The organism is Symmachiella dynata, from assembly GCF_007747995.1.
Taxonomy (GTDB): Bacteria; Planctomycetota; Planctomycetia; order Planctomycetales; family Planctomycetaceae; genus Symmachiella; species Symmachiella dynata.
On record NZ_CP036276.1, the window covers coordinates 19552 to 33267 of the forward strand.

Sequence of the window (13716 nt, forward strand, 5' to 3'; positions counted from 1 at the left end):
GAACGCTGCCTGCGTCGTCGAAACGATCGAAATCAGATGAGTTCGTTGCCGATTGCGAATGGCCGAAGCCATTGGATGGAAACCGACGAGACGAACAACTCTGTCCAGTGGACTATGGATGGCCCCTGGAATCAAGCACTTTTTTTCAAATGTCGCCGGCAATGCATTTAGGGAATGATCAAACTGCCATCATCGCGGAATTCAAATGCTCCCCAGGCGACTTCCCACAGATGGCCGTCGAGGTCACTGAAATAGCCCGAATACCCACCCCAAAAGGTATCCGCCGCCGGCTTTTCAATCGTAGCGCCTGCTGCTACTGCTTGCTCGAGCACCTGATCAACCTCTGATTTTTCACGCACGTTGTGCGCCAACGTGATGCCGGAGAACTGACCCCGCTCCGGCACAAGATCGGGCGAAACGTCCTTGGCCAATTTGTCTAACGGATAAAGTCCCAAGCAGGTGCCACCGGTTCGAAAGAAAATCACCCCTTGATCGGCCGTGTAGCTCGTGGGAAACCCCAGCCCATCGCGATAAAACTTCAGCGATGCATCGAGGTCATTGACGCCGAGCGTGATGAGACTCACACGAGGTTCCATCTGCATTTCTTCCCGTTAGAACATGGATCACCGAAAACGACGGCAAAGCCGTCGGTTTGGGTCTTACGAACCAGCAACCACTCCGTCGTCTGCCTACTGCCCTCTGTCTACTGCCTACTATTTCCTAGCCACCGACCACTCTTCCTTCACCCGTATCAACCACAGGTCGGCCACCTGACGAACCATTACCGCTAAGGCTCAACTTCCACCGGTACCGCTGCTCCCAGTCCCGCTGGTGTGGCGATGTGTCGCCTTAACGACTTCGTTGTGGACGAAAGGACTTCCAGCCGTTCGGTGTGCGTTTCGATTGCTGCGCAGGTCGATTCGAGATCGGGGAACAATCCGGTGGCGATTTTGCTTTGTGCCAGGGATTGGGCTAACTCGGTGATTTCGCGATTCAGCCCCTTGCGCAAACGGCGGGTGAAGAGCATCACCAACGTGCCGGACCAGAGCACCAAAAAGATCGCCGCGGTGACGTAATAGTCCATCGACTTGGGTGGAGCATCATTGACCGGCATGTCGTAAAAGAAATTGCGGGCCGGCCAAAACAGAATGTAACCGACCATCGACATCAACAACAATTCGTACCACCAACGCACAAAAAACCCGGAGTGCTTGTCTGCTAACCGGTCGATGAGTTGATCGACACGTGTCGTGGCGTCCCCGAGGAATTGATCCTCGAGCCGCGCTGCTTCGTTACGAAGCGAATCCAAATTGCCGGGTTGGGCGAGTTCGGGATCGAGTTTTGCGGATTGGACATAGCCGTTGATCACGACCTGTGACTCGCGGAGAGCGGAATCGTCGAGGCCGAATGTTGACAACCGTTCTAAGCGGCTTTCTGCGCGGTGTTCGCTCCGTTTTTCCGCTAACCAACGAACGCCTTGCGCAGCACCGATCAATGCCACCTGCGCCGAGGACCGTGCGCGAAACAATGTAAAACTAGCGATGAAATTGCCGAGGCCGTTGTACAGCCGCAGCACCGATGAAAACGGGCTCATGCCCCAGTTTTGCGTCACTGACGAAATCAACCGCCGCTCCCACAGATTGCGGCTGGAGAGCAATTCGTCGCACAATTGGTCCGACATCTTGCCGATCAGTTTGTGCCGCTGCTCTTGGAGAATCTCTTCCAGTTCCTGAAGTTGTGGTTGATGGGCGACAATGTTTTTCTGGCAATGATCGAGCGCCGACTGTACGAGGTCCACCAGATTGGCGCGGCGGATCAATGTCCGTTGCGAGGCTGCGAGTTGTGTGGTGAGCAGGTCCTGCAACCGGCCGAAATCACCTGAGGGGCGTTGCCCTGCTTGTTGTTCTCGTAAGGCCCGCAACGAATCGACAAAGAACACATCGGGGACTTCGTACCGGCCGTCGAGTTGTGAAATCCAATCGTTGCGAATGTCTTCGTCGACGTCCGCATGCGTTTGCACAAACAACAATCGACAACCGGTGGCGGCTTGGCCGAGTTCGTCGACGACGCGGGCGGAGCGATACTTTTGTTGCGTCGACGTGTAAATCAACACGTCGCAGTGCGGCAGCAGTTGATGCAGTTGTTCCAAGTTGCTGCCGGCGTTGGCCGCTTCGCTGGTATCGGGGTCGGGGCAATCGATGACGGCGATATCGCGGAGCACCGGGGTATCGCATTGGACAACATCGAGTTTGTCTAACGGCAGGCCGAGCATCTCGACGTCGGTTTGGGAATGGACGAGCAACATCGGGCGAATGGTGGTTGGCCGTTGGCGGGCACTGGGTGAGATTTCGCGGCCGACGAGCGCATTGACCAGCGCGCTCTTGCCGGTTCCCGTGCCACCGAACGTGGCGACGACCAGTGGCGATTCCAAACGGACGCGCAAGCCTTCGATCCGTCGTAACAAGCGGCGAACCAGTGCCTGCGATTGTCGCAGCGGTTCCCAACCGATTTCCGGCTCGACCCACTCGTTGAGTTTGGCGACAAGTTCATCGACCTGCGCGAGCATTTCGAGTTGGGCAAGTTCCGGAGCGGTCATTGGGTGAATGCGTCCTCTTGGGCAACTTTCGGGGAGGCAAATTGCGATCAGGCAATTGCCGCACCTGATTGTACCTTGTTAATTCGTTGCTGACACCGGGGATCTTAAGTGCTGGCCGAAAAATGAGATAGATCCATTTTCGAGTTCTCGCCGACTGTTGATGTTGCAAGGCTAATCATAACAAAGACTTGTAGCAAGAAGCGATATTTCGATTCCGGTGGTCGGCAATCTTGTTTTTGTTCGTGGTTTGTACCGCTTTTGCCATCCAGACTGCACTTTGAGCGCGGGCGGCTTCGTGGTACGCTCCGCCCGTCTCTCCCCCGTCAAAAACCGGTCTATTTGCAGGCTCTCGCACGTCATTTCCGTTGGCGGCAACCGAAAAAAATCGGCGGTCTGCATCAGGATCAGTCAACACTTTCGGCAGTTGGGCTATGAAGCCGTCGTTGGTCAACCAAATGCTACCGGGCGTCCACGGGACGTTGGTGATCGCGGTCTGCGCTGCTTGCCTGTCGCTCGCCGGTTGCCAGATGTTCGACGTGGAGACGTTGCGAAACCGCTTTGCAGTGTTGTCGGATCCAACCCCGGCGACGTCTCGACTGACCGATGCGATTGCCGATACGCTCAATGCCGATGCCTGGACGGCGAATCATGAATGGTCGCCGGTCACGGAACCGGGATCGCCGCTGCTTGGTCTGCGGGCTGCGCCGGAGCTGCCGCGGTGGTTGTTTCGTCCAGCGGTCGCCACCGGCAAGCCCTTGTTCATGGTGGAAGATGTGATTGCTGCTTATTACACCGAGGGCAATCAGGATTCGGTAGCGGCATCGACGGATCCGCGCTCGGCAATCGAACGGGAAGCGATCACGCAACTGTCGATCATTGCCCATCGCGACGATTTGGTGGGGTGGAATGCGGCGATCCTGTTAGCACACCGCGACGCCCGATCCGCGCGGCCGTTTGTGACGGTCTTGGCGCAACTGGTTGGTGATCCACCGATGATTGGCGACGACCGCAACGGCGAGAACAAGAAATCTACAATCGTAATCGGAAAAGCACCGCGGCCGATCTCTCCCGATATGCGGGCCGCCGCAGCCGAGGCGTGGTGTCTGGTTTTGGCGACCGCTGAAACCGATGGCGAAACGGCGATGGCGCTGCCGGGGCATTTGCTGGACGACATGCGACGTGGTCGAGATGCGCGGCAGATTTTGAAAGACGATTTGCCCATGTCGGTGGAAGGCGAATTGATTCGCGGTATTGGTCGCCGGGTTGCTCCGGTGCGGATTCGCGAACTGGCAGCACTCTTGAATCGTCCGCCGCAGACCGGTCCGCAAGCTTCCGGTGGTGACTTGCGGCGACAGGAATTGCATCGCGCCGCTATCGACGCATGCGTGCATTATGCAATGACCCAACAAGCCGCATCTGAGGAGCCGGTAAACCTGCACGATGATACTGTCTGGCCGCGAACGTTGTGGAATTGTGAAGACGACAACGATCCCTGGGTCCGGAATGGGTTCGGGTTGTTGTTGGCGATCACGAAAGATTCGCGTGCTTTGGAGGTCTTGTCGAAACAGATTGCCGATTCCAATAGCGACGTGCAACACCGCGCGCTGCAAAATCTGGGCGTGCTGCAGAACAAAGAAGCACGCGGCGAATTACGAGAGTACATGACGCGCGAGTCATTGTTGCGCAAAACGGCCATTCAAGGATTGGCCGCCTTTGGGGATACGGAACTTGTCGGTTACGTCGGCGATGAAGATGCACGCGTGCGGGAAGAACTGGCGCGACAACTGGCGATGTTTCCCACCGCCGCATCGGCTGCAGCAATGGCTGACCTGTTGACCGACGACGTATTCTCCGTGCAAGTGGCGGCGGTCGAAGGGGTGAAACACTGGCCCGATGCGTTGCTGTTGCCGTTGCTATTGCACGCGGGAGTGGATGGAAATTATCAAACGCGGGATAACAGTTTGGCGGCCTTTGCCCGCCGGACGGGCGTCGTGGTCCCGCCGTTCCGCCCGGATGATGAGTACTCGTTGCGGTGCGACCGCGCCACGCAAATTGCGGCGACAGCGGGAATCGCCTATCCACCGCTGCACGAGGCTTCCCAGGCGCGGGTGGAATCACTGACGCGCGTCGATACCGAGCGGGTGGAGGAAATCGCCCAACGTTTAAAAACCGCTGTCAGTCTGGGTGGCGCGGCGGCTGGAGGCTTTGAAATCGAGTGGTTCCGACGTCTGAAACCGGAGGACATGTCGTCGGTGGAGAAGGTGTATCACCGTAGCGAACCAGCGGCGCGGTCTTTTCTGTTGCGCGAAATTCTCCCGCACTTGGCGCCCGAATACGATGCGCTGTTGCGGATGGGCGATGCGGACGTCAAACGCCGTCGCGCCGCAGCGGCGGACTTGCGTAAAATCGGAAATGCGCGCACCTTGCCGGATATCGTTTTGGAACAATTGTCTGAACTGTTGGTTCGCGAAGAGGACACCGTGGTTTGGCGCGATGTGATCGCCGCCGTCGAGCAGGATACCAGCGAACCGGTCACCCGCATTGTGCAACTGGCGGTCAATCATCGTTGGCCCGATGTGCGGCAGCATGGTTGCGACTATGTGTTGAAACATGGACGGCCCGATTTCGCCGTTTGGATGCAGGCGCTGTTTCAGGACTCCAACCCGATGGTGCAACTGACGGCGATCCGGGCCGTCGGACAATGTCGCAATCAACGGGTTCTGGAAGACCAGGTGGATGACAAAGGCAATGTGACATTGATTGGCCTCAGGCGGCTGATGACGTCCTTCACGGGTGAAAAACATATGGCGGTTGTCGGCAGCATGGCGCGGCTGTTGGATCCCGGCGGACTGGACGAATTGAATCGAATCAGTTATTCCGGCGATTGGCGGACGCGTGTTGCGGCCATCAATGTGATGGCGGCCACCGGCCAGACCCGTTTTGTGGACCGATTGATCGATGTGCTGTGGCTGGACCGAGAGGCACGGCCTGAAGTGCATCAAGCAGCGCTGCGGGCGATTGAAGCCTTGATTCCGGCCGAAGAACACCCGGCGGAGTTGAATCGTTTGGCGACTCCCCAGCAACAAGCAGCGACTTGGCACGGTTGGTGGGAGCAACGTCGGCGAAAATTTCCGACAAATTCCCCACAATCGGCCGGAAACGGATATAATCGGCCACAACCAGCCGGACAGGCGGCGATGGCAGGCGCCATATCCCGTTGATGCCTGTCCGCAGGATTAGATTTGATCATGACCTTTTTGAAATGGACGCAACCCTGTTTTGCCGTTGGCAGAACGAAAGGATAAATCTCATGAGCGATGCTTCCGACAATCCGCAAAGCGAAAGCTTTCAAATCGAGTATCACGGCGGCTGCGTGTTGATCATCCCGGCGACGGACGTGGAGTCGATGCAATGGGATTTGATCGAACAGGCGGCCGACATTGTGATGACGCCGTTGCGGGACCTGGAAGTCCCGATGGTCGTCTTCGACCTGAGCGAAGTGAGCTACTTCGGCTCGGTCTTTTTGTCGCTGTTATTGCGATGTCACAAATTCGTCAAAAGCGCCGGCGGAGAATTGGTCCTGTGCGGCGCGAGCGAAATGGCCAAGGAGTTGTTGTCGGTGACAGCTCTGGACACGCTGTGGGCGATCTACGAAGACCGCGAAGAGGCACTGGAAGCGCTGGCGGGGTGACGGGCGGCTAGGGCCCGTGAAACTGGCGCCCCGAACGACATGGAGGTGAAATGCGTCGCAATCATCTATTTATGCTGGCAATCGTCGCATTGTTGTGTTCGTGCGCATCACAATTCGACCGCTCGCCCGATTGGGAAAAAGCGAGCGGAGATTGTTACTTCTATTGCGAAAAGTGCGGAAGTCTACAGGGTGGCATTTTCACCAAGGGTCCGATCAAGGAATTTGCCGGTGCTGGCAAAGAAAGCTGCATTCACGAATGGCAGGAAATCACACGCGAGCGATTTAAACAGCTGGGGACGGAACTTCATGACTGTGATTGGTCGCAGGAAATCCCTTTTTTCAGGGACGACTGGCCCCAGGCGCCACGGCCGTTAGAACAAATGCACGATCTTCCGCTGATGACTCCGGAAGATTCGTATGAGTTGGAGCAGCCGTAAGCGAGACGAATCATCGCTCGGGCCGAAGCAAACAAAAAACCGTCGACGAAATCTCGTCGACGGTTTTGCTCGTGGCATCCGCTATGGTGGAGTCGCCGCTCAAACGCGTGAACCGTTTTCGACCCCGATGTGGGGACCGTCTACTTTGTGTCCACTGGAATGCCATGAAGTGTCACGCGGTGGACCATGCGCGGCCCGCTTGAGGCGTTGGTCGATTTCGTCACCGAAACGGACATTGTGGTAGGCGGTTGCCTTTTCTTTGCCTTGTTCGGTCAATACCAAGCACGTTCGGCGACGGTCGCGGGCTAACGTTTCGCGGGTAATCAATCCACGGCGTTCTAAGCCGCGAATGGAGAGGGCGAACGAGGCGCTGGCGAAGTTCTTATTCAAGTCGCCGGCCTTAATATCGTTCTCCGGATCGTCACTGGTGTGGAGATGTTGTCCCCAGGCTTCGTACAAGTGAATCAAACAATCACAACGGTCGTTGCAGGCTGCGATATAACGCAGCGTAAATATCTGCTGGTAAGATAATCCTCGAGACATTATATGGTTCCTCCGCGCAATGAAACGAATAAGGGGCTATTAGAAAGTCCACCGGACCACTCGCGGGCACGACGTACCCGCGAGTTGGTCTCATTTGGATAGCGGTGTGCCCGCACGTCCTTACACATCACGCGACGGAGGGAGGCTCAACCGGCAGAAAAACTGGCAAGATTTAGCGATTTTCCGAGAAAATCGTGGCGTTGTGCCGACAGCCGCTCCCCCGTAGGGGTTGCACATTCTAGCCCAGGGTAAGCGGCAAAGCCGCGCCACCCTGGGTGGGAAGGGTATCGACGTCGCCCAAACCCTGAAAGGGTTTTTCATTGGGAAAAACGGCCGATATCGGGGTGAATCAACGAGTGGACAACCCCTTCAGGGTTGGGCAAAGCTGAGGACGCGATCAAACCTAGGGTGCGCTCACTCCGTTCGCGACCCTAGGCTATGATGTCTAACGCCTTCGGCGTAGAGCTTGTGCCCAAAGTCCGTGTCGTGATCAAGACCGATAGAATCGGCATTACCGCTAGTGATGTGCGTTTCTCAATTTGTCGCAAGCACTCGCACACTCAGCGCTCGATTCCCAGCACGATCTTGCCGACTGCTTGGCGGTTGATAAAGACGTTCAGCGCCTCGACATATTGCTCAAGTGGGAAAACCTGTGATATCAATGGCTTGAGGCGGCCTTGTTCGTACAGGTCGAATAGCTCTGCGCAATTTTTTCGGCAGAGTTCCGGTTCTCGGCGGCGGAAGTCGCCCCAGAAGACGCCGACCAGTTGGCAGCCTTTGAGCAGCGCCAAGTTGGTGGGGTATTTGGGGATCGTGCCGCTCGTGAAACCGACGACGAGAATCCGCCCTTTCCAATTCACGCAGCGGGTTGCTTGATCAAACAGGTCTCCTCCGACTGGGTCATAAATGACATCGGCTCCTTTGCCGCCGGTCAGATTCTTGACTTTGTCCTTGAGCGCTCCATCGCCGTAGTTGATCAACTCGTCCGCGCCGTGCTGTTGGGCGATCGCCAATTTTTCATCGGTGCTCGCGGCGGCGATGACGCGTGCGCCGAATGCTTTGCCGATCTCGACCGCAGCCAATCCGACCCCGCCGCTAGCGCCCAGCACCAACAGCGTTTCTCCGGGTTGCAAATCAGCGCGTTGTTTGAGAGCGTGATATGAGGTGTGGTAGATCAACCCAAATCCGGCAGCTGTTTCGAAGTCCATGGCATCGGGTATCGGGTCGACCGCTGTTGCGTCCGCCACGACGCGCTGAGCCATGCCGCCGATTCCCGGCAGTGCCATGACGCGATTGCCGACCTGAAAGTCGGTCACGCCTTCACCCACCTGGGCAATGGTCCCGGCAACTTCGGCTCCCGGGATGAATGGGAACGGGGGTTGGAATTGATACTTTCCGGCGATCTGCAGCGTGTCGGGAAAATTCAAACCCGCAGCATGGATATCGATCAGCACTTGCCCGGTAGCGGGTTGTGGATCGGGGATCTCTTCGAGGGTTAAGTTTTCCGGCGGTCCATAGGATTTACACAACACGGCTTTCATAGCGACTCACCTTGCCTTTCCGGCGGTACCCGAATGACGATGCCTATTGACGCAATGTCATTGTAGGCACTGTCGCGACGAAGTCCCATGCAGGAGACGATCGTTTATGCGGACTCGTGATGGTGCCGCAACAAACGTGCGGTCACTATTAAGCCGACCGCTGCGCCTATGGTGCAGAGCAGGGCATCGGACACGTCGGGGGTGTGGTGGCTGTTGGGCACTTGCGCGACCTCAATCAACATGCCCAGCGCCATGGTATAGATCAGGCACGCTGTCCAGAGCATCCAGCGGGTTTTGCGCGTGGCTGTCGGATAGTAGACCGTCCGCGCCAAGATCGCGCCCAGCGGCAGGAAGAGCAAGGTTTTTCGCAGTATTTCTGTCAGCGCGCGGAATTGGGAAACCGTCAATAAACTGGCGCCTGGGACGCGCAGCATCTGTTGAAATCGTTCACGCACCAGTGTGCGGTCTTCGATCAGTTCAAAGGGGAGTGAAAAGTATATGACGAGGATCAGCGAATAAATTCCCGTGATCAACAGCCAATGCCAAGTTCGCAATCCCGAGTATGGCGCTGTTGCTGATTGATTTCGCGGCATGAGTGCATGCGTGATCGCCGCCCCGCTGGCGACGCCGATCGTGCCGGTTATCAAGTCGGTGGCATCGGTGAAGCGGGACATGACCGGCAGTTGGCAAAGTTCGACCAGGAGCACGATTCCCGCCCCGACGAAGATACTCTCAGGTAACGACCGTAGCGTTCGTCCAGGTGGTAACCAACCAATGGCCGCCAAGGCGCCGACCGGCACGAAGACTAAGACATCGGTGGAGAATTCGCCGAGCGTCTGCCAATTCCATTGCGTTTGTGAAAAGGGAATCAACACAAACCGGTTGCTGACGAGTTTTTCGTAAAGTTCTTCTGGATGGATGGTCAGATTCAGTGGCAGGACGGCATAAATCACCAGCCCTGCGAGATAGGCCTGCAATAGCCAACTGATCTGCCGCCGGGTTCCGGTTTGTCCCGAATAGGTCCGTAACCAGGTCGTAATGGTTTCGCCGGCATACCACCACAAACCGATCCCGATCATGGCGCCGAGGCATTGCGCAATGATGTCGGCGTTGGAGTAGTAACGTTTGGGCAGCCAAAGTTGTCCGACCTCGAGACAAATGCTCAGTGCCAAACATCCGACAAGAATCGTGGGGATCGATAGCCACCAATGCAACGGGCGGCGGCGATCGACACTCGAGGCGCCCAACAGGCAAAAGCTGATGGGCACAAACAACAGCACATTGGTGGCCCAGTCGGAGCGGTCGATGCGTCCGAAGGCAATCAGCGGCTCGGCCCGGATGATCTCCCAGGCCTCAGCGGTGGAGAGCGTGATGGTTTCAAACGGCACCCAGGATCCGTACACCGCGATGGTTATGAAGAACAAAGCCAATGCGGCGTAGTGAGTGCGCCGCGGAGCAGGAGCGACGACAGGGCTGGGCATATTACGAGTCCTACCTCACCGCCGGTCCGGGTCGCGGAGCATCGGTTCCAGTTCTTCGACGAAGTCGTTGACGTCCTTGAATTCCCGGTAGACCGAGGCGAAGCGCACAAAGGCGACTTGATCGACGCCGCGGAGGATATTGAACACACGCTCGCCGATGTAGGGTGAGGGGACCTCGCGTTCAAAATTCTGATAGACGTCCGTTTCGACTTTGTTGACGATTTCCTCGATCTGCTCGTCGCTGACCGGTCGTTTGAAGCAGGCCTTTTCTAGTCCGGCGCGAATGTTGTGCCGATCAAAGGGGACGCGGTTGCCATCCTTTTTAATCACCTTGAGGGGCGCTTCTTCGACTTTTTCATAGGTCGTAAAACGGCGGCCGCAGTCCAGGCATTCGCGTCTCCGGCGAATTGCGTGATCCTGACTGGCTCGTGAATCGGTGACTTTGGTTTCGTCGTGGTGGCAAAAAGGACACTTCATGAGAAGCGTACTCCGCATATCTACAGGTCGTTTCAAATCCGACGGATGCGTCACGCGAATGTTGTGATTCACAGTCGCGACGACAGGCGCACCCAGGTTTTGAAACTGGATCTAGGCAAACTCGAGAACATTTCTCCATCGGAAACGGCGCCGGATGGGTTTCCGGTGGAGAAATCTCCCAACTCGTTATCCGCCAAGTACTAGCGTAGCTGATGCGCAGACTGTTTTCCAGAGGGATTGCCCCCGTCAAGCTCGGGCGACCGTTTCTGACGTGGAGAACGTCGCTGGCAGAGCCTCGTGCCGGAGCTGCTGTTGCACATATGTCAACTAAAAATGGGCGTCGCCCTGGGGGGCGCGCCCATTTGGTCTGGAAGCAGCGACGCGGTCTGTGACCGGTGTGCCATGCGAGGCGAGAGAAGAAAAAGGTGACGGTTTCAGGGTCGGTGAATTTTACGAGTCGACTTGAGGGGATTGGGGAAGTGAATTCGTGGGGTGGGTTAAAAATCTCTCAACTTAAGGCACAGTGAGGTCTCTCAGGTCTCACCATGTTTTTGTCGGATCAGCGGGGTGACCCGACCACTTCTACATTAGAGGAGCCCGCAAAAAGCGGCCTTCCACAGAAACCGTCACCAATGGGTCTATAACGTTGTCTTGTACAAAATTTCGTTCAATCAACTGTCTGTTTGTATTGGATTCCGCCAGGATGCATTTCTTGATGGGATCGCTGTGTACGACGGCAAGCCGTCGGTTTGGGGTTTTACGTTCCGACGCTTTCCAATTTGGATTTCCTTACGCGCACTGTTTGAGCCGGACTTCTTCGGCGTTGAGTGAGACGATGGTAATCCCGAATTTATTGGCCAGTTGCACGACCTCTTGTTCGTCGAGCAGGATGGTTTTGTCACTTTCGATGGCCAATACTTTGGCCCCGGACTCATGCATGATTTGTATTGTTTGGATGCCGACAGTGGGAACGTCAAACCGCATGTCCTGTTGAGGCTTGGCGACTTTGACCACGGTGAACCCCCCTTTTTTGCACAACTCCCCAGCCCGACGGATCGCCTCGTCTGTCCCTTCGATGGCTTCGACGGCTAACACGGCTGTTTCGCGGACGGCGATACTTTGGCCGACATCTAACCGGCCCATCTCCTTGGCCAACTCCCAGCCAAAGTTGATATCTTTCCATTGCGAAGGGCTAGGTCGTTTTTTCGTGAGGAATCCATGTTTCACGACGATCTCCGGACAGTAATTCAGGGCGGATTCAAAAATGATATTGTCGCGCGCGAACTCTTTGATCACGGCTAACAATAAGGTGTCGTCTTTTTTATCGCGTGCGGCGTACGTCATCAACATGTGTGCGGCCCGCCAGTCGGGAATCATCCGTAACCAGCGGTAGGGGTGAAAGAGCACGACCTTTTCGATCTTGCCGGCCATGACCGCACGATCGACGCCGACTTTTTTGAAACGGCGAATGGCTTTGCCGACCTTAGAGATGGCCACGCCCACATACGTGTCGCAAACGTCGGCCAACTCCTCTGAGGCCATGCCGAGCACGCCAACAGCGTGTACGGAAATGCCTTGCCGCCGCGCCGCTTGTGCGAAGACGAAGGGGAACCGACCCGCGCCCGCCAGCAAGCCGATGCTTTGCGGCGAACTTGATGGTATGTTGTTGTTGGAACTATCCATGTCGCTGTGATGAACTAACAAGTGTTTTTTTGGATTTTGTGAACGAAGCGTGAATGACCTGTTATCCCGCCTTGGCTAACGGTGAGTTGTCGTCACCCAATTGCGATAACAATTCCGCCACGTCTTCAATTCGTGATTCCATTTTTCGCACGCGCCGCGCCATTTCCGGCAGCTTTTGCATGGCCATGATCGAACGCATGCCGTCCCGTTCAGGCTGCACCGGCTGTCCGACGTAGGCTTGTCCGCCCGGCAGATCTTTGTGTACGCCCGACTTGGATGCCAGCTTGGCGCCGTCGCCGATATGCACGTGATCGGCGACACCGACTTGGCCGGCACACATCACATAGTCGCCTGTGGTCACCGATCCGGCGAAACCGACCTGTGAGGCAAACACGTTGTGCGCGCCCAGCACGCAGTTGTGGCCGATCATGATTTGATTGTCGAGTTTGGTACCGTGGCCGATTTTTGTCGCACCAATCATGGCCCGGTCGATCGTGGTCCCGGCACCGATTTCGACGTCGTCTTCGATGATCACTGTTCCCAGTTGGGGAATTTTTTCAAACGCGCCGTTTTTGAATTGGTAACCGAATCCGTCCGCTCCCAAGACAGCGGTCGCATGCAGGATCACGCGATCGCCCAGTGTGACTTGATCGTAGAGCACGACATTGGCATACAGCGTACACCCGTCGCCGATCTGGCAACCGGCTCCGATCGAGACGCCGGGATGAATGTCGCAATTGCTGCCGATGATCGTCTCAGCCCCGATCGACGCGCCTGGATAGACGTTCGTCCCGGGACCGATGGTGGCGGTCGGGTCGACATAGGCTTGGGGGGAGACGCCGATTTCGAGTCGCGGCCGCCGCGGTCGGAAATGTTCCAGCACGCTGCAAAAGGCGGTCAGCGGATCCTCGACAAAAATCAGCGGGATCGACAGGGTTGCTGTCGTGGCGGCATCGGCCAACGACTTGGAGATCAACGCAGCGCCGGCGGCGCTTTGCGGGAGGAGCCGCAAGTTGGCTTCGTCGATCGCAAAGGTAATGTCTTGGGCACAGGCGTCGACTGTCGATTGGGCGCCGGTGATTTCTTGGCCGGCATCGCCTTGGACCTCGCCACCGACTAACGCAGCCAATTCAGCGATTGTCGCGGACATCGATGGATTCCTTTCCATTTCAAACGAGCGACATCAGTTTTGTCGCCATCGTCCGTGAATAATTTGAGTGACTCGAGTATCCCGTTGAGAAAATTTGGTAAGCCTCGTCCGTGTGGG

The 13716-nt window shown here is 56.6% G+C and carries 11 protein-coding genes; 3 read left to right on the forward strand and 8 right to left on the reverse strand.

Translation table 11 applies throughout. The features are described from left to right. Positions 1–167: 167 nt before the first annotated feature. The gene (locus Mal52_RS00075) at positions 168–596 is read right to left on the reverse strand and encodes a VOC family protein (protein WP_145373589.1); all 429 of its coding nucleotides are present in this window, start codon (positions 594–596) and stop codon (positions 168–170) included. Between the two features lie 191 nt (positions 597–787). Then, positions 788–2596: a GTPase family protein gene (locus Mal52_RS00080; RefSeq protein ID WP_145373590.1), complete on the reverse strand. Its 1809-nt coding sequence runs from the start codon at positions 2594–2596 to the stop codon at positions 788–790. 431 nt (positions 2597–3027) lie between these two features. Between Mal52_RS00080 and Mal52_RS00085 the strand changes: the two genes are divergently transcribed. The 3 genes from Mal52_RS00085 (at position 3028) to Mal52_RS00095 (ending at position 6724) form a co-directional block, all read left to right on the forward strand. Further along, positions 3028–5817, forward strand: a complete 2790-nt coding sequence (locus tag Mal52_RS00085) for a HEAT repeat domain-containing protein (protein WP_145373591.1) — start codon at positions 3028–3030, stop codon at positions 5815–5817. Positions 5818–5906: 89 nt separating this feature from the next. Continuing rightward, positions 5907–6287, forward strand: coding sequence for an STAS domain-containing protein (locus Mal52_RS00090; protein WP_145373592.1), 381 nt, complete (start codon positions 5907–5909; stop codon positions 6285–6287). Positions 6288–6337: 50 nt separating this feature from the next. Continuing rightward, complete coding sequence (locus Mal52_RS00095) at positions 6338–6724, forward strand: hypothetical protein (RefSeq protein ID WP_145373593.1); 387 nt, start codon at positions 6338–6340, stop codon at positions 6722–6724. A 99-nt stretch (positions 6725–6823) separates the two neighbouring features. Here Mal52_RS00095 and Mal52_RS00100 read toward each other — a convergent pair whose 3' ends face one another. From Mal52_RS00100 to lpxD, 6 genes are all read right to left on the reverse strand, one after another. Next, on the reverse strand, positions 6824–7267 hold the full coding sequence (locus Mal52_RS00100; RefSeq protein WP_145373594.1) for a helix-turn-helix domain-containing protein: 444 nt from the start codon (positions 7265–7267) through the stop codon (positions 6824–6826). A 560-nt stretch (positions 7268–7827) separates the two neighbouring features. Next, a complete protein-coding gene (locus tag Mal52_RS00105) occupies positions 7828–8808 on the reverse strand; it encodes an NADPH:quinone oxidoreductase family protein (protein WP_145373595.1) in 981 nt (326 codons plus the stop codon). Between the two features lie 104 nt (positions 8809–8912). Continuing rightward, positions 8913–10289, reverse strand: a complete 1377-nt coding sequence (locus Mal52_RS00110) for a VanZ family protein (RefSeq protein ID WP_145373596.1) — start codon at positions 10287–10289, stop codon at positions 8913–8915. Positions 10290–10304: 15 nt separating this feature from the next. After that, positions 10305–10766, reverse strand: coding sequence for a transcriptional regulator NrdR (gene nrdR / locus Mal52_RS00115; RefSeq protein ID WP_145373597.1), 462 nt, complete (start codon positions 10764–10766; stop codon positions 10305–10307). A gap of 789 nt (positions 10767–11555) precedes the next feature. Then, entirely contained in the window at positions 11556–12470 is a 915-nt protein-coding gene (locus Mal52_RS00120; protein ID WP_231962486.1) for an LpxI family protein, read from the reverse strand. Between the two features lie 40 nt (positions 12471–12510). Further along, entirely contained in the window at positions 12511–13599 is a 1089-nt protein-coding gene (gene lpxD, locus Mal52_RS00125; RefSeq protein WP_197534566.1) for a UDP-3-O-(3-hydroxymyristoyl)glucosamine N-acyltransferase, read from the reverse strand. Positions 13600–13716: the final 117 nt, after the last annotated feature.

Bases quoted from the DNA above. Each gene is read 5' to 3' on its own strand.
- Mal52_RS00075 (WP_145373589.1), bottom strand. From the start codon at position 596: ATGGAACCTCGTGTGAGTCTCATCACGCTCGGCGTCAATGACCTCGAT.
- Mal52_RS00080 (WP_145373590.1), bottom strand. From the start codon at position 2,596: ATGACCGCTCCGGAACTTGCCCAACTCGAAATGCTCGCGCAGGTCGAT.
- Mal52_RS00085 (WP_145373591.1), top strand. From the start codon at position 3,028: ATGAAGCCGTCGTTGGTCAACCAAATGCTACCGGGCGTCCACGGGACG.
- Mal52_RS00090 (WP_145373592.1), top strand. From the start codon at position 5,907: ATGAGCGATGCTTCCGACAATCCGCAAAGCGAAAGCTTTCAAATCGAG.
- Mal52_RS00095 (WP_145373593.1), top strand. From the start codon at position 6,338: ATGCGTCGCAATCATCTATTTATGCTGGCAATCGTCGCATTGTTGTGT.
- Mal52_RS00100 (WP_145373594.1), bottom strand. From the start codon at position 7,267: ATGTCTCGAGGATTATCTTACCAGCAGATATTTACGCTGCGTTATATC.
- Mal52_RS00105 (WP_145373595.1), bottom strand. From the start codon at position 8,808: ATGAAAGCCGTGTTGTGTAAATCCTATGGACCGCCGGAAAACTTAACC.
- Mal52_RS00110 (WP_145373596.1), bottom strand. From the start codon at position 10,289: ATGCCCAGCCCTGTCGTCGCTCCTGCTCCGCGGCGCACTCACTACGCC.
- nrdR (WP_145373597.1), bottom strand. From the start codon at position 10,766: ATGAAGTGTCCTTTTTGCCACCACGACGAAACCAAAGTCACCGATTCA.
- lpxD (WP_197534566.1), bottom strand. From the start codon at position 13,599: ATGTCCGCGACAATCGCTGAATTGGCTGCGTTAGTCGGTGGCGAGGTC.